A 21,238-nucleotide genomic window follows, 5' to 3' on the forward strand; every position below is an offset into this window, starting at 1 on the left:
CGTGGACGACTCGCCCGCTACATCCCCCATGAGGAGGAGAAATGACCACGCAGATGAACGCCGAACTGATCGCCGAGGCACGAGCACAGACCAATCGGCCGACGCTGGGTGTTTCCACGTGGCGGGAGCTGGACAAGGCGGTCGTGACGATCCGTCGCCTCGCGGAAGCTCTGGAAGGCGCCGAGCGCGATCGGGGCAAGGCGAAGCGAGCCGCACGGATCCTCGGCGAGCAGCTTGACCGCCTGATCCGGGACACATTCACCTGGGCCCAGATGGAACATCAGCTTGCGGACGACTATCCGCATGAGCCGGACCAGCAGATGGCGTGGGAGCGGTGCTCCGAGATAGCGGCGCGGGCGCGGGGTGAGCGGGAGCCGAGCGACGCAGAAGTAATGGCCGCGGCACGGGCCATGTATCGGCTTACGAACTCGCTCTCCATGTCGGGCGCTCGTGACCTCGCCCGTGCCGCTCTCCTCGCCGCCCAGGAGGTGCGCCGTGGCTGACCGGGTGACTCCCGCCGAGATGCGGGGCCGGGCGCACTCGCTTCGCAACGCCGCCCAGGACGCCGAGGAGCGCGGTCTCCCCGTTGGCGACCTTGAGATGCTCGCGTTCGTCGGGAACCTGCGCGTGGGCGCTGACGCTCTCGACCGCCTGGCCGACGTGATCGGGCACGCCGAGAAGTGGGAGAACCGCCCGCCGTCGTCTCCGTACGCGCTGGGCCTCAAGGACGCTTGGCGAACAATCCTCCGCATCGCCCTCGGGGAGTCCACCAGTAACGAAGACAGGAGCAAACCGTGAGCATCAAAAACTGGACGACGACGATCTCGCCTGAGAAGACCGCTGGCGAGGTGATGGGCATGCTCAGTAAGCACGCCGCGCGTCAGATCAGCATGACCTACTCCGATGACGGTGTGCTTGCGGGTCTTTCGTTCACGCTGCGCACCGAATACGGACACAGGGAGTTTGCGCTTCCCGTCCGAGTCGAGGGAGTGATGTCGGCGATGAAGCGCGACCGTTCTATCCCAGCGAGCAAGCAAACCCCGGAGCAGGCGACGCGCGTGGCGTGGAGGATCGCGAGGGATTGGCTGGATACACAACTGGCACTCGTCGCGGCGGGGCTCGCGTCTCTAGACGAGGTGATGACGCCCTGGATGCTCGATGGCGGCGGGCGCACGATGTACGAGGTCATGCGCGATTCCGGCCTCCGTTCCATCTCGGCCGGGGAGGCCACCAACCACGAGAACCGGAGCCAGCCGTGAACCTGCGCGTGAAGCGAGGAACTCGGATCACGGTCGTCATGCCGAACGGGGCGGAAACGACCTGGGAGCCGGTGAGCGACACGGACACCTCGCACGTCATCGACATCATCGCGATGTTCGAGACAGCGGGCGACGAGGTTGGGGGTGAGCAATGAACCGCATCGAGGAGGCACGCGCCCGTGTGCAGCGGGCCGAGGAAGCGCTCGCCGCCTGGGATGACGCCCACCAGCTCACCCCCATCGACCCGGGCATGCAGTCCAGGCGGTTCCATGTGCCGCAGGCGAGGCTAGACAAGGAACTAGCGACCTACCTCAACCGGGTGCGCCAGGAGAACACGGAACGCGCTCTGCTCGTGGGGGAGATCGAGAAGGCGAAGCGTGCCGCGCGCGTAGCCGAGATCCCTTCGGAACCGGTCGATCCGGCCGCGTTGAAGGGTGCGATCGCGGTGATGGTCGTGACGCGCGGGCATGCCGAGTGGCATCGCGTGATTCGAGTCAACAAGACCACGGTGACGTGCTGGGCTCCGCCGGGGTTCGACCAGCCTCGCCACCCGCATAGCCGCATCTACGCCGTGCGTCACGAGGCTGGGGGACACGATGCCTGACGCCCCCATCACTACGCCCCGCCGGCCCTACCCGCGCGCTCGCCGCGGGCTGCGCATCCCTGAGCTCGCGAAGTTCTACGTCGTCTACTACCCGGAGACGTGGACTCTCAAGGTCGGGCGCGCTTGGCGCGAGCACCGGCTGAACGACCACGAGGCGCACGGTGCGGAGATCCGCTGGTACTGGGAGGACGTGCCCGCCTCGTGGGAGGCCGGCGCCCTCGCGGTGCTGCACGAGTGGTTCGAGCCGCGCTTCCGCTCGCGCGCCGACGCCGCGTACGTGCTGCCGCACGAGGGCAAGGGGTGGACCGAGTGCTTCACGGTCCCGCCCGAGGCGGTGGACATCGCCGTCGACATGATCATCCACGAAGGGATTAACCGCTATGCGCCAGGGCCAACGCCTGCAGCTCTCGCCCGACGAGCTGACCGACGACGACATGCTGATGATGTCGTCGCAGGTTCGGTTCCTGGCGATCGTCCTGAGGTGGCGGGCGATGCCGTCGGGCGAGGCGCGGCTGATGCTGCCGGCGCTGAAGGGGATGTTCTTCCCGGTGGACCCGTACGTGACGACGGACACGCTCACGACCGACGTGATGGAGCTCGAATCGATCGGGTTTCTGCGCACGTTCGTCGGCGGCGACGGGCTCGAGTACTACCGGATCGCGCGGCCTGTCGAGGGCGAGACGGCCACGGGGGAGGACCCGCCGCCCGCGTCGCACGGCCCATTCATAGGGTCGGTAGGGAGAGAGAAGAGAGAGAGTGCGCGCGAGCGAGAGGGCGAGCGACGCGAGGGCCGGCCCCGTGCTCAGCTGAACGATCCAGGACCGCCACCGGCTCGCTTCTGTCCGGACCACGCGTCCACTGGGGGATCCGCTGGGGAACCGTGTGTTCGATGCCGGGACGCGCGGATGGAGTTCATGGCTTGGAACTACAACCGCACCAGCTGGATGGCCGCCCGCAACGCACCGCGCTTCGAGGAGGATAGCGATGACTGATCTGAAGCCGATGCCGGGGGACTGGGGCTCCTGGGTCGAACGCCTGCGGTGGCACGTTGATCTCGTTCCTGGCCTCCTCGAGGCGATGCGCGAGCACATGCACCCGGTCGGTGCCGCCGTCTACGACCGCGAGCTCGTCTCGGGCTCGGGTGCCGAGGGGTCGCCGGCTCCGCTCCGGGTCGAGGCCGTCGACGACGCCGACGCGCTGTGGCGGGAGTTGCTCGAGCTGCAGGACGTCGTGGAGCGGTGGCTTGAGGGTGAGCGTGCCGACAGGTACGGCGAGGAACTCGCGCTCCGCATGGCGATCCGTGCGGAGCGCACCGAGTCCACGCCACGCGGTGAGCTGTCGTCGTCGATGACCGGCGCGGCCGTTCGGCTGCGGGGGTTCGAGATCACCGGCTACCTGCTCGAGCACGCCGAGGCGATCGAGATGCGCGGGGAGCTTCGAGCGGCCGCCGAGCTGCTGTTCGAGCTCGTCCGGCGGATGCGGGCGAAGTACGCGCCCTCAGCTCGACGCGCACACCGCCGCCGATGCACCACCTGCGGGGACGTGGCCGTGGTCGTCGAGTGGGCCGAGCTCATCACTCGGACGCGTGCCGTCGGGGTCGGGCGCTGCACCGAGTGCGGCCAGACGTACGTGGCGCAGGCATGAGCGAGGCACGCATGGTGACGTTCCGTCAGGCAACGAAGCTCGTACGCCGCGATGTCCGCACGCTCCATCGCTGGCGAGTCGCTGGCATGGAGACGTCGTTCGACGATCGCGGCCGCCGCGTCGTCCGCGAGGACGAGCTTCGACGCCACCAGCGTGCGCACCTTCGCGCGAACCCGATCGTCCGCCAACGCTTGCGACACGCCGAGTCTGCGTAGGCGCTTGCGCGATCCCCGTTGTCACACCCCATCCTTATTGTGAGCGCGAATTGTGGAAGCCCGGGACCTGACGCAGGCCCGGGCTTTTGCATGGGCTCAGAGGGACAGGGGAACGCCCCGACGTCGCGCGAGCGCGTCGGGGCGTGTCTCGCCCAGAGGAGGAGCCGCCGTGGACTCAGGAGCCATCGTCCCCGAATGGGGAGGACGCCGAGCCCAGGAAGCGCTGCGCCAGGTGAAGGCCATCGGCCGCCGCCGGCGCACACCCTGCGTCGAGTGCGACCAGCCGATCGACTACTCGCTCGTGAAGCCACACCCGCACGCCTGCACAGTGCAGCACGTGAAGTCCCGCAAACGCTTCCCTCACCTCACATGGGATCCCAGCAACTGGGCCCCGTGTCACGCATCCTGCAACTACTCCGCTGGCCCCGACGGTGACCGGCTCGAGCTCGGCGCGACGTCGAACGATTGGTAACCCCATGGACCGCATGATTGGCCGAGCACTCGACCTTGCGCCGGACAACCCGCATCGCGAGCGCATTGCATCCAACGAGGAATCGCGGGCGGGGCTCGAACCTACCGGCTACCGCGACGGCGCGGTGCACGTCATCACCGGCAACCGCCAGCACGGAAAGACAACCCTCGCGCTGACGTGGCTTCTCGAGCCCGACGCCCCGCCTCGTGTCCTCATCACGAGGACCCGCGAGCAAGCGAGACTGCTCAAGCACGCGGCCGGCCTGGCGCTATCCGATCCGCGGATCCTGTCCTATCGCGAAGTGCAGAACGCCCGGCATGATCGTCGAGCGCCCGTGCAATACGGCATCGACGAGAGCCTCGACATCCTCACCGGCCTACTCGGGCTCCCCGAACCGCCACATCTCATCACCGTGACCACCGCCACCGACCAGCAAGCAGGCTGACCGCTCGCACCCTCGCCTCCCCGCGTCCCAGGAAAATCTGGGCGCGGGGAGGCCGGACAGGGCGCGCGGGGCATCCCCTCTCCCCCCGGCACCGCGAGGGGGGTACCCCTCGAGCACCGAGCCTGGCCCCGAAAGTGCACCCGACCAGGGGAAACCTGACGGAGGTGTTCGATGCGCGACCGCGAGCAGATCCGCCGCATGTTCGAGACCGCCGGCACCATCCGGGGCACCGCTCGCGAGCTACGGGCCGACCGCAACACGATCCGCCGGGCCCTCGCGCCCGGCGCCCGCGACCGATACCACCGGCCGTTGATGGCGGACGAGTACGAGCCCGCAGTCCGCGACGTGCTCGCCGACCACCCGCGGCTCACAGTCCCGCAGGTCGCCGAGATCATCGAGTGGCCCGGCGCCCGGCGCACGCTTGCGAAGCTCGTCGCCCGGATCCGGCCGCTCATGCTCGAGCGCGAAACCGAGCACCTCGCCCGCCCGCAGGTCGGCACCGTCAACCTCGGCCGCATGAGCGTCGGCCGCGCCTCCGCAGGCGCACTCGCAATCGGGAGGATCCGTGGCCGCAAGAAAGCAGGACTTCCCGAAGCCTGACCACCTCGTCGACGAGGTCGCCGAGATCTGGGACGAGACCGTCGCACGCGGCCGCATCGCCCCGAACGTCTCCCCGGCACTCCTCGAGGCGTACTGCACCCTCGTGGTGCGCTGGCGCGAAGCCGCCGGGAAGATCGCGGAGGAGGGGCTCGTCGTCGACGGCGGCGAGAAGAAAGGCGCCATCGTCCACCCGGCGCTCGCCGCGGAGCGCCAGCTCAGTGCGCAGCTGAAGGAATGGTCGCCGTTGGTCAACCGGCCGACGAAGCCTGGTCGCAAGTCGGGGCCGATGTACGACGCGACGAAGGCGTCGATCGCCGCTGCAGGGCTCGCCGACAACCCCAAGTTCGAGGGCGCATGCCTCGCCGTCACGACGCAAGCGTGGCTGATCGACGAGGCGCAGCGCGCCGGCCTCGAGGAGCTGCAGAAGGCCGCGTACGTGCTGATCCCGTCGTACGTGAAGGGCTGCGCTGAGCTGCAGATCACGCCAGCGTCGCTGCCGCCCGAGGTCGGAAAGCAGGTGACCGGTGACGCCAAGATCACCAAGTTCCGCGCCGCGGCCGCGATCCGCCGAGAGCAAGCCTCGGCCGCGAGCTAGCCGCCCTCGTCTGCACTGGCCCGTCGTCGGCGGATGCGGACAGGCGTACGTCGACAAGGTCCACGAGAACGACAAGGCGACCCCGGAGACGGCGTCCAAGTTCGGCAGCGCCGAGCCGCGCATCGCCACACCGCCTCTGCGCGAGCTGACGCCCGAGACCTCTCTCGGCTTCGACGTGATCGACTTCGCCGACGAAGTTCTCGGCGTCGACCTTCTGCCGTGGCAGCGTGCCGCGCTGATCCGCATGCTCGAGCTGCTCGAGGACGGAACGATGCGGTTCCGCACCGTCGTCATCCTCGTCGCGCGCCAGAACGGCAAGTCCACGCTCGCGCAGGTCCTGACGATCTGGCTGCTGTGCGTGTGGGGATGGCCGCTGATCCTCGGCACGGCTCAGGACCTCGACGTCGCCGAGGCGCTCTGGGAGGAGGTCGTCGACCTCGTCCTCGACAACGACGAGCTCGCGCCGCTCGTCGACGAGAAGCGCGGCGTCACGCGCGTCAACGGCAAGAAAAGCCTCAACCTCGCCAGCGGCGCGAAGTACAAGGTCAAAGCCGCGAACCGCCGCGCCGGTCGCGGTCTCTCGGGAAATCTCGTCCTTCTCGATGAGCTTCGCGAGCACCAGACGTGGGACGCCTGGGGCGCGATCACGAAGACCACGATGGCGCGCGCCGAGGCGCTGATCCTCGCGCTCTCCAACGCGGGCGACGCGACCTCCCGCGTCCTTCGGTACCTCCGTCTCATGGCGCACAAGGCCGTCGGCGACCCCGACGGCATCAACGCCGCCGAGGCGGACTCGAGCGGCGGCCCGACGCAGTTCGACCTCGAGACGATGCAGTCCTTCGCGACCGCGAAGGACGCCGACGAGGAAGACGCAGACCTCGACGGACTCGACGTCGACGACCTGCAGCAAGACGAGGAGACCCTCTGTCTGCTCGAGTGGTCCGCCCTTCCGGGCCGCGACCGTCGTGACCGTGAGGGCTGGCGGCAGGCCAACCCCTCGCTCGGCTACACGATCACCCTTCGCACGATCGCTGCAGCCTGCAAGACCGACCCCGAGTGGATCTTCCGCACCGAGGTGCTGTGCCAGTGGAACGACGGCGCATCCTCTGGGCCGTGGGAGCCCGGCTCGTGGGAAGAGACCACGATCGAGACGCGGAAGCTTGAGGACGGCCGCGAGGTCGTCGTCAACGCCGCCGATGCGATCGTCGGGCCCGTCATGGCCGGCATCGGGCAGTCCGGTGACCGCTCGCTCACGTACATCGCGCTCGCCGGATGGCGAGCCGACGGTGACGCACAGATCGAGCTCGTCGCTGGCCGGTACGGCGTCGACTGGGTCGAAGACTGGCTCGCGTCACCGGATCGGAAGGGCCGCATCAAGGCGGTGACCGGTCAGAAGAACGGTGCACCGGAGTCGACGCTGGTCAAGCAGCTGAAGGCATCCCGCACCTTCCACATGCCCGTCGTCGACATGGACCTGATCGGCGCCCACGCGAACGCCTACGACGAGCTCGCGCGCCGTGCCGCTTGGCACATGCCGTCGCCTGTGCTCGACCTCGCCGCGCAGACCGCAGAGCGAAAGACGCTCTCCGGTGGCGCCTGGGTGCTCGACCACATCAATAGCCCTGTCGACATCGCGCCCATCAAGGCGTGGATCGCGGCGCTGTGGCTGCTGCTCAACCACGACGCAGAACCGCCACCGCCCCCGCCGCCACCGAAGGCCCTCGCCACGGACGACGACGAGGAAGACGACGACCACGACAGCCTGACCGGAGACCTCTCCTCGGTCGGCTTCTGACACCTGAGGAGGCGCAATGGGCTGGGTAACGAACTGGCTGCGCCGACCCATGGCGGTCGCCTCCGCCGTCCCACGTTCGGCGACTCGTGAGCACGGGTACACCAGCGACGCCGCCAACGGCTTCTGGGCCGACATCGACGACGAGGAGACACCGGAGCTCCGGTGGCCGCTCAACATTCCCGTGTACGACCGCATGCGCCGGCAGGACGCGCAGGTCATCTCGGTGCTGCGAGCAGTCTCCCTCCCGATCAAGCGCACGCCGTGGCAGATCGATCCGGCCGGCGCCGATCCGGAGGTCGTGAAGTTCGTCTCCGCCAACCTGGGTCTCCCGGTCAAGGGGCAGGACGAGGACACGCAGACGGGCCGCCGCCGCGACCGGTTCTCGTGGCCGGAGCATCTCCACCACGCCCTGCTGTCGCTCCCGTTTGGGCACTCGGTGTTCGAGCAGACCTATCGCATCGGCCCCGATGGGCGGGCGTGGCTTCGCAAGCTCGGGTGGCGGCCGCCACGCACGATCAGCCGCATCGAGGTCGCCGCCGACGGCGGCCTGGTCGCCATCGAGCAGCACGGATACGCGATCGGCGAGCAGCGGTCGTATCGGATGACGGTAGACCGCCTCGTCGTGTACGTCAACGAGCGCGAGGGCGGCAACTGGCTCGGACAGTCCCTCCTCCGCCCCGCGTACAAGTTCTGGCTCCTCAAGGACCGGCTCCTGCGCGTGCAGTCGCAGACGATCCACCGCAACGGCATGGGCGTCCCCGTGTACGAGGCGTCGGAGCAGCCGTCCCAGATCTCCGACCCCGAGGAGTACAAGCGCCGCGCCGACGCCGAGCTCGACAGCGGGCTCAAGATCGCGCGCGGCTTCCGGTCGGGCGAGAGCGCGGGCGCCGCGGTCCCGCACGGCGCATCGGTGAAGCTCCTCGGCGTGGAAGGCACCCTGCCTGACGCGATGCCACCGATCCGCTACTACGACGAGCAGATCGCGCGCGCCGTGCTCGCGCACTTCCTCAACCTCGGCACCGAGACCGGGTCCTGGGCCCTGGGATCCACGTTCGCCGATTTCTTCACGATGTCGCTCCAGACGGTCGGCCTGCAGATCGCCGACACCGCGTCGAAGCACATCGTCGAGGACCTCGTCGACATCAACTTCGGCCCCGACACCCCCGCCCCGCGGATCGTCTTCGACGAAATCGGCAAGGGCCTCGCCGCCGAAGCGATCAAGATCCTCGTCGACGCGCGAATCCTCACGCCCGACGAGGACCTCGAGAAGTTCGCCCGCCAGGCGCTCTCGCTGCCCGAACGCAAGGGACCCGGGCGCGGCCACGGAGAGCAACCGCCGGCCACAACCGACACCACGACGGAGGACACATGACCGGCCTCATCGGGCTCGACGAGCCCTGGTACCGGATCGACACGGACGACAACGGCACCGCTCAGGTCCACATCTACGGCGTGATCGTCTCCTCCGCATGGTGGGACGACGAAGTCGGGGCGAACGAACTCGTCAAGGCCCTCGACCAGCTCGACGCCGAACGCATCCACCTGCGCATCAACTCGCCAGGCGGGAGCGTCTACGGCGGCACCGCGATCATGAACGCCCTCGCGCGCAACAGCGCCCGCGTCGTCGCCTCCATCGACGGCATCGCCGCATCCGCCGCCACGATCATCATGCTCGCCGCCGACGAGATCGAAATGGGCGCCGGCGCCGAGCTCATGATCCACGACGCCTCCGCCATCGTCTACGGGCAGGCCAAGGACCTCCGCAAGGAAGCCGACAGCCTCGACCGCCTCTCCCAGACCATCGCCGAGCTCTACGCCAAGCGCGCCGGCGGCACCGCCGAACAATGGCGCGCCGCGATGCTCGACGAGACCTGGTACACGGCGAAGGAAGCGCTCGCCGCGGGGCTGGTCGATCGCGTCCTCGAGCTGCCCACGCCGAACGCGGAGCCCGAGAACGTCGTGCCCATCGAGCGTGCGGCGAAGGCCCTCGGATGGCAGCACGCCGGCCGGTCGGCGTCGTCCGCCCCGTACATTCCCGCGGCCGAAGGCCGGTCGCGGGTGACAGCCGACGATCTCGCGCGCCTCGAGCGCGTGGCGCTCGCGGCACCCTCGCCGGCGGATCCGCCGTCGGCATCTCACCCCGAAACGAAGGGAGTTCCGACGATGTCGGAGAAGATCACCAAGGGGCTTCGCGAGCGACTCGGCCTGACCGCCGAGGTCGACGACGAGGCGATGCTCACCGCGCTCGACGAGCGCCTCAACGCCGAGCCCGCGGCCCGCGAGCCGGCCGCCACGCCAGAGGGCGTGACGATGATCGACGAGGACCAGCTCGCCGCGCTCCGTCGCGACGCCGCCGATGGCCGGGAGGCCCGCGAGGCGCAGCGCACCGCCGAGCGCGTCGCGACGGTCGACGCCGCGGTCAACACCGGTCGCATCCCGCCCGCACGTCGCGAGCACTGGCTGCAGCAGCTCGAGGCGGACCCCGGAGCCGCCGAGACCCTCAACAGCCTCGCCGCCGGCACGGTTCCGCTCGAGGCGAAGGGCATCACCGGCGGCGTCGACGAGGCACCGGACGACGACACCGAGATGTACATGAAGTTCTGGCCCGGCGAGACCCCGGCCACCGACACCACGAAGGGTGCCTGATCATGGACCAGCACGTGCACAAGTTCGAGCCCTCCGCCGTCGCGATCACGCTCTCGGCCTCCGCCGACGTCACCGCGGGGCGACTCCTCGAAGTCACCGGAGACGGCACCGTCGCACACGCGGGCGCCGCCTCGACCGCAACGGTCGGCGCAGCCGCCGTCGACACGCCCAGCGGCGACAAGGTCGCGGTCCTCCTCGGAGGCGTCCAGCCGCTCGTCGCCAGCGCCGCGATCACCGCCGGCGATGCGCTCATCGCAGCCGCCGACGGGAAGGTCGCGCCGATCGGCGCCGGCACGCCCGACCAGATCGTCGGCTACGCCCTCACCTCCGCGGACAACGCGGACGACCTCGTCACCGCGCGGATCACCCGCTGACCTCAGGGAGCACACTCATGACGTACACCTACCCCGCACCCGCGCCGACCGTCACCGACGGCGACACGGCGTCGATCCACCACCTCCTCAAGACGCCGAGCGTCCTCGCCCGCCGGATCCGCACGCTCGCCGACAAGCGCTACATCGCCGACATGCTCCTCACCGGTCGGTACCAGGCCAACGGCGGCGCGATCCTCTACGAGGACGGCGAGCCGATGGAGACCAACGACGACCCGGAGGCGATCGCCCCGGGCGCTGCATACCCGCTGACCAAGGCCAACGAAGGCACCCTGCAGGTCGCGAAGACGACCAAGTGGGGCCGCGACGTCATCGTCACCGACGAGGCCATCGCGCGACTCCTCATGGACCCCGTCGACCGGGCATTCGCGAAGCTCGTCAACCGCACCGTGCGATTCATCGACACGGCCGCGCTCAGCGTCATCGCCTCCCGCGTGACGGCCACCTTCGACGTCACGACGGACGGGCCCGGCGCCTGGACCGGCGGCGACGAGATCGTCGAGAGCGTGCTCCTCGCCAAGCAGCGGGTCGTCGACCTCGAGGAGGGCTACGACCCCACAGCCATCGTCCTCACCGGCACCCAGTGGGCCAAGGCCGTCTCGCGGCTCAACGCCGCCGGCCTCCTGCCACGCGAGGGCGGCAACCCGCTCACGTCCGGCACGTGGCCCCAGGCCCTCGGCCTGACCTGGCTCACCTCGCCCCACACACCGAGCACCGACCCGATGCTCCTCGACACGACCCAGCTCGGCGGCATGGCCGACGAGCAGATCGGCGGGCCCGGCTACATCTCGGAGCGAGGCGTCGGCGTCGAGACGAAGTCCCTCCGAGACGACGACAACGACCGATACAAGCTACGCGCTCGCCGCGTGACGGTGCCGGTCGTGCGCGAGGCGGCCGCGGGCATCAAGATCACGAACACGGGTCTCTGATCGTGGCCGCCACCGCGAAGGCGAACGTCGTCACCGCGACGATGATCGTTTGCCCCGTCAAGACCGACGAGGGCATCGAGCAGCGCTACTTCCACCGTGGCGACGCGCTCCCCGCCGCTGTCGACAAGGCCGATGTCAAGCGCCTCGTCGACGGCGGCCTGGTCAAGTCGGTCTCGGTGCGCATGGTCGCAAAGACCAGCGCGCCGGCGCCCTCGACGTCCACGGGTGCCGACGGCTCGGGAACGGCCGACAGCGACAACAGCGCGCCGAACGGCGAGTCCAACGACTCGGACAGCGACTCGTCCGAGTCGTCCGAGTCGTCCGAGTCGTCCGAGTCGGTGTCCGAGTCGGACGACACGGACAGCGACTCGAGCGCTGACACCGCTGCGGCGGGCAAGGATCCGGGCGCCGGCAAGCCGGCCACGCCGAAGAAGTGACGAGGAAGGGGTGAGGATCCGTGGCGATTCTCCCGGAGGACATCGGTCCCGATGAGCAGGCGGCCCGCCGCGTGCTGGCTCGCGCGCGGGACCTCGCCCCTTGCCTCGACTCGCTCACGGGCGAGCCGCAGAAGGACGCTCTCGCGATCCTCAAGGGCGTCTACGCCGAGCTCCCTGACGCGGGCGCGCGGCGTGCACGCTCACTGTCGCGCAACGGCACCGCGATCACGTACGACGACGCCGCCTCGGCGTTCTCGGACGACGACGTCGTGTCGCTGCGCGGCCTGTGCGCCCGCGCCGGCGACGGCTTCACGTTCCTCGGCATGCCGAGAGCCTCATTCCCCATCGACGGCGTCAGCGTCGGGATCTGGCCGGGGGAGCGGTACTCGTGAAATGGCCCGCGTTCTTCTCCCCGCACACCGTCCGCGTCCGCGACATCGCGTCCTCGGGCGGCATGGGCACCACCTACACCGCGCCGCGTGAACTCGCGGCGGAGGTGAAGGACGAGCAGACGCTCGTCCGCGACCGCGACGCCCGCGAAGTCGTGTCGTCCACGCAGGTGACGGTCGCGCTCGACGCCCGCGTCACGCCCGGCGCCCTGGTCACGGTGTGGCCGGGCGAGGGCGCGGGCGTGGAACGCGAAGCGACCGTCATCACCGTTGCCCGACACGTCGAGCGCCCACCGCTCGAATCACACCTCGTGCTGTTCCTCGAATAGGAGGCAAGCGTGAACATCCACAACCCGATCCTCACGACCGTCGAAAAGGCCGTGCAGGACGAGCTCCGCAAGGCCGGCCGTGACGTCCTCAAGCAGTCCAACGAGAACGCGCCCCGCCGCACCGGAGCACTCGCCAAGTCCGGCCAGGTGCGCGTCGACGACCTCACCGTGCAGATCAGCTACAAGGCCCGCCACGCGGCCCTGCAGCACGAGAACCTCGACTACCGCCACCAGAAGGGCGGCGCGAAGTTCCTCGAGAACGCCGCACTCGAGTTCGACGTGGAAGGCGCCATCGCCAAGGGAGTTCGGAGCGCCCTCGGTGGATGACGCCGCCCTCACCTGCCGGCTCCTCGTATACCTCTCCGGCATCCCCGGCTGGGAATGGCGCCCGACCGGCCCCGCATACACGACCGACGAGACCGGCCTGTTCTACGGGCCGATCGGCGACACCCCCGATCGTGCAATCGGCGTCCGCGTCTACGCCACCGACGACGACCGGTACCTCGCCCAGCGCCGCGCACAAATCCGCATCCGCGGCCGCGCCCACCACCTCGACGACGCCGACACCATCGCCGGCATCGCACACACCGCCCTCGACGGCCTCTCCCGCGTCGCGGGCATCCTCAGCGCTCGCCGCATCTCGATGTCGCCGTTGGGGGCTGACGGCAACAGCCGCGAGGAGCGGACAGAAAACTACCTGATCACGCTCGACAACATGGAGGCAATCGCATCATGAGCAACAGGGTTCCGCTGCCCGCTGGCAGCACGCTCGGCAAGAGCTTCGAGTACGGCATCGACATCAATCTCGGCACGGCGGGCTCGCCGCAGTGGCAGCCGCTGCGGCGCATGTCCGCATTCGCGCCGACGTTCCCGCCCACGACGGGCGACACCGCCACGTACGACGACCTGGGGGCGCCGAGCGAGGACGTCACGGGGCGCAGCTTCGCGGCCTCGTTCACCGTTCAGGCGAACCGTAGCCTCACCACGGGCCTCTACCTTCCCGAGGTCGAGGTGCTTCTCGCCGCGGGCCGTGCGAAGGGCAACGCGGCCCTGGTCGACATGCGCTTCTATCACAAGCCCGAGACCGGGGCCCCGAACCCGAACGACGCTGGCCGTGCCACGACCCGGGTCGAGGTGTCCCGCCCGAACACCGGCAACGCCGAGACCGAGGTCTTCGCGATCACGCTCACCGGCCGCGGCGAGTACACGCCGATCGTTAACCCGTTCGCGGGCTGGGGGGCTACGGTCCCGCAGATCTCGTTCATCGGTCCGCCGGCCGCGGACGAGGGCACGCTCATCACGATCAACGGGTCCGGCTTCCTCGACGCCACCGAGGTGTCGTTCGATTCCGTTTCGCTCTCCGCCGACGACTACATGATCGTCAACGGTTCTTCGATCGTGCTGCAGGTGCCCGCTGGCGTCGAGGGGACTGTCCCGGTGACCGTCACCTCGGCTGCGGGCACGTCGAACGAGTACTCGTACGAGCGAGGGGCGTGAGATGACCGCGGTCGACTTTGGTGAGTGGGCCGCGGATGGTCTCACGCTGACCTTCGGGGGTCGCACCTACGATGTGCGGCCCCCGAGCGTCGAAGGCGCCAAGCAGGTCCTCGCCGCCGCCGTGCGCGGCGAGATCAACCTTGGACTCATCGAGGGCGAGATCCCCGACGAGGTGCAGCAGGTTCTCAACTCGATCGGTGACACGCACCCCGCGCTCGGATCCGTGTACGACGAGCTCGTGCGCGACGGCGTCGACTCGGCGACGATCGACCGGATGGGCTATTACGCCGTCTTCTACTGGGCGCGCGGCCGCGAGTATGCCGACAAGCTCGCGGCGATCCTGTGGGCCCCGCGCGCGATCGCGGACGGCGCCCCGAAGGATGGTGGTCGCGCCCCAAAAGGCTCGAAACGGCGGAGGACTGGGCGCCGTACGGCATAGGGCAACCGGACGCGGACGGCTGGTACCCGGACTACCGGACGCCGCCGGCCGATGTGCGCCCCGAGACGTACGACGCACCGCAGAAGGCCACCGCCGACGGAAAGCCGGTCGAAGCCATCGAGGTCGACACGTCGTGGCTGGCGATCCTCGGCGCATGGCGCCTCGTCGTCGCGGATCTCGCGCTGCACTTCCACGTCGACCTGTACGACCCGGCCGTGCTCGCCCGCCCGTGGCCGGGGATCCGCACGATGATCTTCTCGCTCTTCGATCAGGACACGCGTCTGCGGAGAGCCCTCACCCGGAGGTGACCCATGGCTCTTCGCGTCGCTGACCTCGAGGTGCTGTTCACGGCGAACACCGCCGACATCGCGAAGGCAGAGCGCGAGGTCAAGCAGACCGGGGAGAAGATCGAGCGCAAGCCGATCGAGCAGAAGGTCGACGCGGACACGAAGCCCGCCCTCGACGGCATGGATCGTGTCGAGGCCGCGGCGAAGCGCCTCGTGTCGCACGACACCGCGGTGCAGATCGACAGCAACATCGAGCGGGCCGAGAAGGGCATCGAGCGCACGGAGAAGCGACTCGAGTACCTGCGCTCGGTCGAGACCGAGCTCGACGTTTCCGCCGACGTGAAGCGTGCCGAGGCGCGCCTGCAGAAGCTTGAGCGCCAGCGCGACGCCCTGACGAAGTCGCGCGCGCAGATCGAGGTCGACGCGGACACGATTCCCGCTGAGGATGCTCTCGACGACCTCGAGGACGAGTCCAGCTCGTCGGGCCGCCGCTCGGGCGACAACCTCGGCAAGGGCATCATTGCCGCCCTGGCAACGATCCCGATCGCGGGGGCAATCGCCGGCATCGCGAGCTCTGTCGGCGAAGCTGTGAGCTCCGCCTTCCAGGAGGGTCTGCAGCAGGAGGTCACGCGAGACCGCGTCCAGGCTCTGACGGGCATCGATGAGGCCGGCGCGATCCGCCTCGCGCACGCCTCCGGTGAGGCGTACGCGAACGCCTATGGTGACTCGATCGAGTCGAACATGGACACGGCGCGCCTCGCGCTGCAGTTCAACATCCTCGACGAGACGGCGACCACTCGCGACTCGCAGAAAGTCATCCAGAGCCTGTCGGGCATCGCCGACGTGCTGGGGGAGGACGTGCGGCCGGTCGCCGCCGCGGTCACCACGATGCTCAGCTCGGGCCTCGCGGATTCGGCCGAGGAAGCATTCGACCTCCTCGCCACCGGTGCCCGCGAGGGCGTGAACCGCAACGAGGACCTCCTCGACACCCTCACCGAGTACCCGGCGTTGTTCTCCAAGCTCGGCCTGTCCGGTGAGGAAGCGCTCGGCCTCGTCAACCAGGGCATGCAGGCCGGCGCCCGCAACAGCGACCTCGCCGCCGACGCCCTGAAAGAGTTCCAGATCCGCGCCACCGACGCCTCCGACACGTCAGCGGAGGGCTTCACCGCGCTCGGCCTCAGCGCCGAGGACATGACGGCGAAGATCGCTCGCGGAGGGGAGGACGCCCGCGACGGGCTCGCGGAGGTGCTGACCGCACTCCGCGAGACCGAGGATCCCGTGAAGCGCAACGCCGCTGCAGTCGCGCTCTTCGGCACCCAGGCCGAGGACCTCGGCGAGGCGCTATACGCGATGGACCTCTCCTCGGCGGTCGAGGAGCTCGACGGCGTCACCGGATCCGCGCAGCGCATGCTCGACACGCTCGCCGACAACGACGCCACGAAGATGGAGTCCGCCAAGCGCAACATCGAGACCGCCGCCGCCGGCATTCAGGGCGCCCTTGCCGTCGCGTTCTCCGAACCGCTCGGCGACCTTGCCGACTGGGTCTCCGCCAACCGTGGCGAGATCATGCAGTTCCTCTACGACCTCGCGAACGGCGCCCTCGACTTCGGCGTCTCCGTCGTCGAAGGCACCGCCGCCGGCACCGAGGCGTTCGGCGAGTTCGTCTCCGGCCCGCTCGCGCAAGCCACCGCCGCGCTCGCCACGTTCCTCGACTACATGCCCGGCATGGACGGCTCCGAGCTCGGACAGCTGTCCATCGACATGCAGAACTTCGGCCAGTTCACGGACGACGCCGCCGACGACATGCGCGAGACTCTCATCCCCTCGATCGAGGGCGCCCGCGAGGAAATGAACAGCTTCCTCGAGGGCGCCGTCGAACAGGGTCACCTCCACGACGCCACCATGCGCACCGCCGACGCACTCCAACGCGTCGGCGCCAACGCGAAGGACGGCGCAACACTCGTCGACGGCTACACCATCGCCACCGACGGATCCGCCCGCGCCTCCGAACTCCTCGACAGTCAGATCCGCAACGCGCTCGCCGCGATGGCGGACGAGATCGACATGGCGGCCGACGCGGGGGAGTCGCAGGAGAACCTGACGGATCGGTACAACACCTCGCGCGAGGCGCTCGTTGGTCAGATGCAGCAGATGGGCCTGACTCGTGGTCAGGCGCAGAAGCTCATCGACACGGTGATGAAGACGCCGAAGGACAAGCGGACGCGGTTCTCGTCGAACGCGGCCGATGCGCAGGGCAAGGTCGACGACCTTGCCTCCCGGATCACGGCACTCCCCGATGGGAGTGTCGTCGTCACAGCGGATACGTCGCCGGCGCAGGCCGCGATCAATCAGCTGATCCTCGATAACGCCGCGCGTGCAATCACGCTCGCCACCAACACCTTCAGCAACCAGGCCGCAGGAAGTCACCTGCAGATGATGGCGGGTGGAGGCCAGCTCGGTCTGACGCCGATGGCGCCGATCGCGCAGAAGGTCCCGCCGAACACGTGGCGGGTCGTCGGCGACCGGATGAAGGACGACGAGTTCTTCATCCCGGACGACGACTCGGCGCGTTCGCACCAAATCCTGCAACAGGCGATGCGGTCGTTCGGCTACCTGCCCATGGCCGACGGTGGTGTTGCGACCACCGGCACCCCGGGGCGAGGCGCCGAGACAGGGTCGCAGGGACCTGACCGCGCGTTCCTTCAAGAGATCGCGGCCGCTATCGAATCGGGCCAGACGGCACCCCTCATCGGCAACGCCTACTTCACCGAGGCGGGAGCCAGGGAGCTGCAGAGCATCCTGTTCGCGCTCCGTGCGGAGAAGCGTGGGACTAGACGGCGAGGGAGAGCCCGTGGATAACCGCAGCGCGTATTCATACCAGTGGGGTCTTCACGCGCGGCCAACGCCGGGCGAGGGCGAATGGATCGCCCTCGCCCGGCGCACCGACTTCGACCCCAACCCGCGCGGCGAGATTTTCGAAGGCGGCCGCTACGCAAATCGCGGCACACCCCGTCGTGTGTCCCTCGGCGTCGACGAGTATCTGCGGTTCCGCCTCCAACTCACGACTACGGACAACGGCGACCTACCGCCGGCTATCGCACTACTCCTCGACGCGGCCGATCAAGGCACCGTCATCGAGTACCGCTATCGGCACCTCATCGCACCGATCGATTACGCGGGAACCGCGCTCGTCGAATGGACGCGAAGCAACATCGGCCCCGCCGGCGCCGAGTTCCTTGTCTTCAGCCTCACAGGCCAAGGCGACCGGAGACGCACCGACGAATAACACCGCCCCGGAGGCACCATGCACGACTGGCACCTCAGCTTCCCCGGAACCACACTCGCGTTCGGGACTGGCGAGTCCGGATTCTCGTTCGATACCGCACCCGCGATCAGCGCACAAAGCGTCCGCGACGAAGACGCCCAGAGCGACTCTCTCGATGGCAGATTCTTCGGGCGCGACCACCTCGATGGCGGCAACGTCACCTTCGAGATCGACATCATGGCAACAACAGAGGAAGCCGCACGGGACCTCCTGCGCCAGGCGAGACACGCGTGGCGCGCCGACACCATCCGAACAACCCCCGGCGCAGTCGCAGCGCTCGCCGCGGGGTCAGGGCGGCTCGCCTTCGGACGTCCACGACACTTTGTGAGCAACGACGACAACATCCAGTCAGGCGTCGTTCGAATCACCGCCGATTTCGCCACCGCGGAGGACGCTTGGTACGGGCCCACCTGGACAGAGCGAATTCCGTTCGTGCCGGCGGCCGGCGGTGGGCTGGTCGCGCCGCTCGCTGCCCCGCTGTCGACGACGTCCTCGTCGGATCGGTCCCTCGGGATCGTCGTGGGTGGGGAACTGCCCACGTGGCCGGTGTTCACCGTGGCGGGGCCGATCACGAACCCGGTGATCGAGGTCGTCGGCGTGCTGCGCCTCGAGCTGGCCGTGTCGCTCGCGTTCGACGAGATCCTGACCGTGGACACCCGCCCGTTCGCGCGGACGGTGATGCGCGGGTCGGCGTCGGTAGCGGGGGCGTTGTCGCGGTCGTCGACGCGGTTGCGGGACGCGGCGATCCCGCCCGGCACGCACGAGGTCGTCCTCCGGGGCACGTCCCCGACTGGTACTGCGCGTCTCGACATCTCGGGGCGCGACGCTTTCTCTACCCCGTAGGAGGGTCATCGTGGCTCTGGATCCTGTTCCCTGGTTCGTCGGCGGTGGTGCCGAGCATTCCCCGGAGGTCGCCCGGCTCCTCGCGTATGCGGGCACGTCCGGCGCGGAGGGCATCGTCTCCGTCGGCGACCTGACGGTCGAGCCGCTCGCGGTACCGGGGACGGCCGTGCAGGTCCTCCCCGGTGCGGCGCTGGTCCGAAACCGTGCCGCCGGCGGCGACCAGCAGACGTACGTCGCCCGCAACCCCGTATCGGCGCAGGTCGATGTGGCCGCGACCGGCAGCGGCGCGGGCCGGTCGGACCTGATTGTCCTGAGGGTCGAGGATCCGAACATGGCCGGTGAGCCGTGGCAGGCGCCGACGGATCCCGCGAGCGGCCCGTACGTGTTCCTCCGGGTGGTCTCGGGCGTCCCGGCGGGGACGACGCGCCTGCAGGACGTGTCGGGGTATGCCGGCCAGTCGGCGATCACTCTCGCGCGGGTCGATGTTCCCGCGTCGACGGGCACGATCACCGCGGGCATGATCACCGATCTCCGGCAGGTGGCGATCCCGCGGCGTGAGACGCGCATGTTCACCTTCAACCCGCCGGACGAGCGGTACTTCAACGCCGGGTCGTCCGCGTGGGATGGGTGGCCGCTGCAGGGGTCGGACTCGATGGGCCTGTTCGATCAGGTCGAGATCCCCGAGTGGGCGACGCACTTCCAGGCGGTCGTGTCCTACACGGGCGTCCTCGCGGAGGGGAACACGTGGGGGCGGACCCGACTGCTGATCGGTGACGACCCGCAGCTGAACGTGCAGGCCACGTTCAACACCCCGAGCGCGGGGGATCTGATCTTCGTGATGCAAGCCGCCGAGAAGGGCCAGGTGCCGGCCGGTTTGCGGGGCGTGACGGCCCCGATGAGGTTGCAGGGGCGCCTGGACAGCACGAGCATCCCCGCCTCACGCGGACCGTGGTCGACGCCGTACACGCGCGTGGTGGTGCAGATCGAGTTCGAGGAGCGCGCGGCGTGACGTGGCGATTTCTCGCCCAACGGGCCACATCGAAGCTGTGGCTCGACATGGACGTGACGTTCTCCTCGTGGGAGGGCCCGTCGTTCGAGCTGTCCGGGGTGCCGTCATTTCAAGCGACGCTCCTCCCCGCCGACGGGCAAGCGGTCGCCACTGATGGGCGGCCCCTGTTCGAGGAGTGGGGGACGCTGCTCCACGTCGAGGTCGCGGGGAAGATCCGTGGATCGCTGATCGTCGTGTACTCCCGCCTCGAGGGAAGTACGTGGAAGATCGAGGCCGCGGGGCTGTCGACCTACCCGCACGGCATCCCCTACGACGGCGACTACTCCAAGATCGGCGTCGACCCGGCGAAGGTCGTCGCTCACCTGTGGGGGCACGTGCAGTCCAAGCCCGACAGCGACCTCGGCGTGACCGTCACCGGCGACACCACCCCGGTGCGTCTCGGGACCCCTGCGCGCCGGGACGAGGAGGCGGAACCGTACGCGCTGGCCTGGTGGGAGGCCCCGGACATCGGGCAGGAGATCGACGCCCTCGCCGCCGAGGCCCCGTTCGATTGGGTCGAGGAGCACACGTGGGGCGGCGACGACGTCGCCCACACGATCCGCATCGGCTACCCACGGTTGGGCAGGCGCCGCGCGGACCTGACGTTCACGGACGACGCGAACATCATCGCCGTCGGTGACGCGGAGCGTTCCGGCGACGACTACGCCAACGAGATCCTCGTGATCGGTGCCGGTGAAGGCGAAGGGTCCGCGCGCGCGTCGAAGGCCGTCCGGGACGGGCGGTTGCGGCGCGCGCAGGTGGTGACCGCGAAGGACACCGCCTCGGCGGCCCGGCTTCGGGCGATCGCGCGCGACGAGCTCACCGCCCGGCAGGGGCTCCTCACGGTCCCGCAGATCACCGTCCGCGAGCATCCCAACGCCCCGATCGGCTCGTGGGCGCTCGGCGACGACATTCGCGTGCAGGTCACCCTCCCGCACCTGGGAGACATCGACCTGTGGCACCGGGTTGTCGCGTGGGAGCTCGTCACCGACACGACCGCGCTGCTCTCGCTCGAGAGGAGCGACGCCTACATCTACGGAGGGTGAGC

29 protein-coding genes are annotated in these 21,238 nt (G+C 69.2%); all 29 read left to right on the forward strand.

The window, feature by feature from the left end; translation table 11 throughout:
* Positions 1 to 41 precede the first annotated feature (41 nt).
* The 29 genes from G8E01_RS06550 to G8E01_RS06690 all read left to right on the forward strand — a co-directional run bounded on the left by G8E01_RS06550 (position 42) and on the right by G8E01_RS06690 (position 21,236).
* A complete protein-coding gene (locus G8E01_RS06550; protein ID WP_166317481.1) occupies positions 42 to 503 on the forward strand; it encodes a hypothetical protein in 462 nt (153 codons plus the stop codon).
* Positions 496 to 798 (forward strand): hypothetical protein, encoded by a 303-nt coding sequence (locus tag G8E01_RS06555; RefSeq protein WP_166317484.1) that lies wholly within the window; start codon positions 496 to 498, stop codon positions 796 to 798. The genes G8E01_RS06550 and G8E01_RS06555 overlap by 8 nt, the downstream gene beginning before the upstream one ends.
* Positions 795 to 1,259 (forward strand): hypothetical protein, encoded by a 465-nt coding sequence (locus G8E01_RS06560; protein ID WP_166317487.1) that lies wholly within the window; start codon positions 795 to 797, stop codon positions 1,257 to 1,259. The genes G8E01_RS06555 and G8E01_RS06560 overlap by 4 nt, the downstream gene beginning before the upstream one ends.
* A gap of 8 nt (positions 1,260 to 1,267) precedes the next feature.
* On the forward strand, positions 1,268 to 1,414 hold the full coding sequence (locus tag G8E01_RS06565) for a hypothetical protein (protein ID WP_166317490.1): 147 nt from the start codon (positions 1,268 to 1,270) through the stop codon (positions 1,412 to 1,414).
* Complete coding sequence (locus tag G8E01_RS06570; protein ID WP_166317493.1) at positions 1,411 to 1,863, forward strand: hypothetical protein; 453 nt, start codon at positions 1,411 to 1,413, stop codon at positions 1,861 to 1,863. Before G8E01_RS06565 ends, G8E01_RS06570 begins: the two co-directional genes overlap by 4 nt.
* A 380-nt stretch (positions 1,864 to 2,243) precedes the next feature.
* Positions 2,244 to 2,855, forward strand: a complete 612-nt coding sequence (locus tag G8E01_RS06575) for a hypothetical protein (protein WP_166317496.1) — start codon at positions 2,244 to 2,246, stop codon at positions 2,853 to 2,855.
* A complete protein-coding gene (locus tag G8E01_RS06580) occupies positions 2,848 to 3,507 on the forward strand; it encodes a hypothetical protein (protein WP_166317499.1) in 660 nt (219 codons plus the stop codon). The genes G8E01_RS06575 and G8E01_RS06580 overlap by 8 nt, the downstream gene beginning before the upstream one ends.
* Positions 3,504 to 3,722: a hypothetical protein gene (locus tag G8E01_RS06585; RefSeq protein WP_166317502.1), complete on the forward strand. Its 219-nt coding sequence runs from the start codon at positions 3,504 to 3,506 to the stop codon at positions 3,720 to 3,722. The genes G8E01_RS06580 and G8E01_RS06585 overlap by 4 nt, the downstream gene beginning before the upstream one ends.
* A gap of 476 nt (positions 3,723 to 4,198) precedes the next feature.
* Positions 4,199 to 4,639: a hypothetical protein gene (locus tag G8E01_RS06590; protein WP_166317505.1), complete on the forward strand. Its 441-nt coding sequence runs from the start codon at positions 4,199 to 4,201 to the stop codon at positions 4,637 to 4,639.
* Positions 4,640 to 4,810: 171 nt separating this feature from the next.
* Positions 4,811 to 5,239, forward strand: coding sequence for a hypothetical protein (locus tag G8E01_RS06595; RefSeq protein WP_166317508.1), 429 nt, complete (start codon positions 4,811 to 4,813; stop codon positions 5,237 to 5,239).
* Positions 5,205 to 5,834, forward strand: a complete 630-nt coding sequence (locus G8E01_RS06600; protein WP_166317511.1) for a P27 family phage terminase small subunit — start codon at positions 5,205 to 5,207, stop codon at positions 5,832 to 5,834. Before G8E01_RS06595 ends, G8E01_RS06600 begins: the two co-directional genes overlap by 35 nt.
* Positions 5,764 to 7,629, forward strand: coding sequence for a terminase (locus tag G8E01_RS06605; protein WP_166317514.1), 1,866 nt, complete (start codon positions 5,764 to 5,766; stop codon positions 7,627 to 7,629). Before G8E01_RS06600 ends, G8E01_RS06605 begins: the two co-directional genes overlap by 71 nt.
* A 16-nt stretch (positions 7,630 to 7,645) precedes the next feature.
* Positions 7,646 to 9,001 (forward strand): phage portal protein family protein, encoded by a 1,356-nt coding sequence (locus tag G8E01_RS06610; RefSeq protein WP_166317517.1) that lies wholly within the window; start codon positions 7,646 to 7,648, stop codon positions 8,999 to 9,001.
* Positions 8,998 to 10,275, forward strand: coding sequence for a head maturation protease, ClpP-related (locus tag G8E01_RS06615; RefSeq protein ID WP_166317520.1), 1,278 nt, complete (start codon positions 8,998 to 9,000; stop codon positions 10,273 to 10,275). The genes G8E01_RS06610 and G8E01_RS06615 overlap by 4 nt, the downstream gene beginning before the upstream one ends.
* A gap of 2 nt (positions 10,276 to 10,277) precedes the next feature.
* On the forward strand, positions 10,278 to 10,649 hold the full coding sequence (locus G8E01_RS06620) for a DUF2190 family protein (RefSeq protein WP_166317523.1): 372 nt from the start codon (positions 10,278 to 10,280) through the stop codon (positions 10,647 to 10,649).
* Between the two features lie 17 nt (positions 10,650 to 10,666).
* Entirely contained in the window at positions 10,667 to 11,596 is a 930-nt protein-coding gene (locus G8E01_RS06625; protein ID WP_166317526.1) for a phage major capsid protein, read from the forward strand.
* 2 nt (positions 11,597 to 11,598) lie between these two features.
* On the forward strand, positions 11,599 to 12,033 hold the full coding sequence (locus G8E01_RS06630) for a hypothetical protein (protein ID WP_166317529.1): 435 nt from the start codon (positions 11,599 to 11,601) through the stop codon (positions 12,031 to 12,033).
* 20 nt (positions 12,034 to 12,053) lie between these two features.
* Entirely contained in the window at positions 12,054 to 12,425 is a 372-nt protein-coding gene (locus G8E01_RS06635) for a hypothetical protein (protein WP_166317532.1), read from the forward strand.
* Positions 12,422 to 12,751, forward strand: coding sequence for a hypothetical protein (locus G8E01_RS06640; protein WP_166317535.1), 330 nt, complete (start codon positions 12,422 to 12,424; stop codon positions 12,749 to 12,751). The genes G8E01_RS06635 and G8E01_RS06640 overlap by 4 nt, the downstream gene beginning before the upstream one ends.
* A 9-nt stretch (positions 12,752 to 12,760) precedes the next feature.
* Complete coding sequence (locus tag G8E01_RS06645) at positions 12,761 to 13,078, forward strand: HK97 gp10 family phage protein (RefSeq protein ID WP_166317538.1); 318 nt, start codon at positions 12,761 to 12,763, stop codon at positions 13,076 to 13,078.
* Positions 13,071 to 13,487, forward strand: a complete 417-nt coding sequence (locus G8E01_RS06650; protein ID WP_166317541.1) for a phage tail terminator protein — start codon at positions 13,071 to 13,073, stop codon at positions 13,485 to 13,487. The genes G8E01_RS06645 and G8E01_RS06650 overlap by 8 nt, the downstream gene beginning before the upstream one ends.
* Positions 13,484 to 14,248: a phage tail tube protein gene (locus G8E01_RS06655; RefSeq protein ID WP_166317544.1), complete on the forward strand. Its 765-nt coding sequence runs from the start codon at positions 13,484 to 13,486 to the stop codon at positions 14,246 to 14,248. Before G8E01_RS06650 ends, G8E01_RS06655 begins: the two co-directional genes overlap by 4 nt.
* Before the next feature lies 1 nt (position 14,249).
* Complete coding sequence (locus G8E01_RS06660) at positions 14,250 to 14,687, forward strand: DUF7426 family protein (protein ID WP_166317547.1); 438 nt, start codon at positions 14,250 to 14,252, stop codon at positions 14,685 to 14,687.
* Between the two features lie 53 nt (positions 14,688 to 14,740).
* The gene (locus tag G8E01_RS06665) at positions 14,741 to 14,995 is read left to right on the forward strand and encodes a hypothetical protein (protein WP_166317550.1); all 255 of its coding nucleotides are present in this window, start codon (positions 14,741 to 14,743) and stop codon (positions 14,993 to 14,995) included.
* A 3-nt stretch (positions 14,996 to 14,998) separates the two neighbouring features.
* Positions 14,999 to 17,833 (forward strand): phage tail tape measure protein, encoded by a 2,835-nt coding sequence (locus tag G8E01_RS06670; protein WP_166317553.1) that lies wholly within the window; start codon positions 14,999 to 15,001, stop codon positions 17,831 to 17,833.
* Positions 17,826 to 18,260 carry a hypothetical protein gene (locus G8E01_RS06675; RefSeq protein ID WP_166317556.1) on the forward strand — a complete coding sequence of 145 codons (435 nt, stop codon included), beginning with the start codon at positions 17,826 to 17,828 and terminating at the stop codon, positions 18,258 to 18,260. Before G8E01_RS06670 ends, G8E01_RS06675 begins: the two co-directional genes overlap by 8 nt.
* An 18-nt stretch (positions 18,261 to 18,278) precedes the next feature.
* Entirely contained in the window at positions 18,279 to 19,142 is an 864-nt protein-coding gene (locus tag G8E01_RS06680) for a hypothetical protein (RefSeq protein WP_166317559.1), read from the forward strand.
* Positions 19,143 to 19,152: 10 nt separating this feature from the next.
* Positions 19,153 to 20,151, forward strand: coding sequence for a hypothetical protein (locus tag G8E01_RS06685; protein ID WP_166317562.1), 999 nt, complete (start codon positions 19,153 to 19,155; stop codon positions 20,149 to 20,151).
* Complete coding sequence (locus G8E01_RS06690) at positions 20,148 to 21,236, forward strand: hypothetical protein (RefSeq protein ID WP_166317565.1); 1,089 nt, start codon at positions 20,148 to 20,150, stop codon at positions 21,234 to 21,236. The genes G8E01_RS06685 and G8E01_RS06690 overlap by 4 nt, the downstream gene beginning before the upstream one ends.
* Positions 21,237 to 21,238: the final 2 nt, after the last annotated feature.

Source organism: Microbacterium excoecariae, from assembly GCF_011326725.1.
GTDB lineage: Bacteria > Actinomycetota > Actinomycetes > Actinomycetales > Microbacteriaceae > Microbacterium > Microbacterium excoecariae.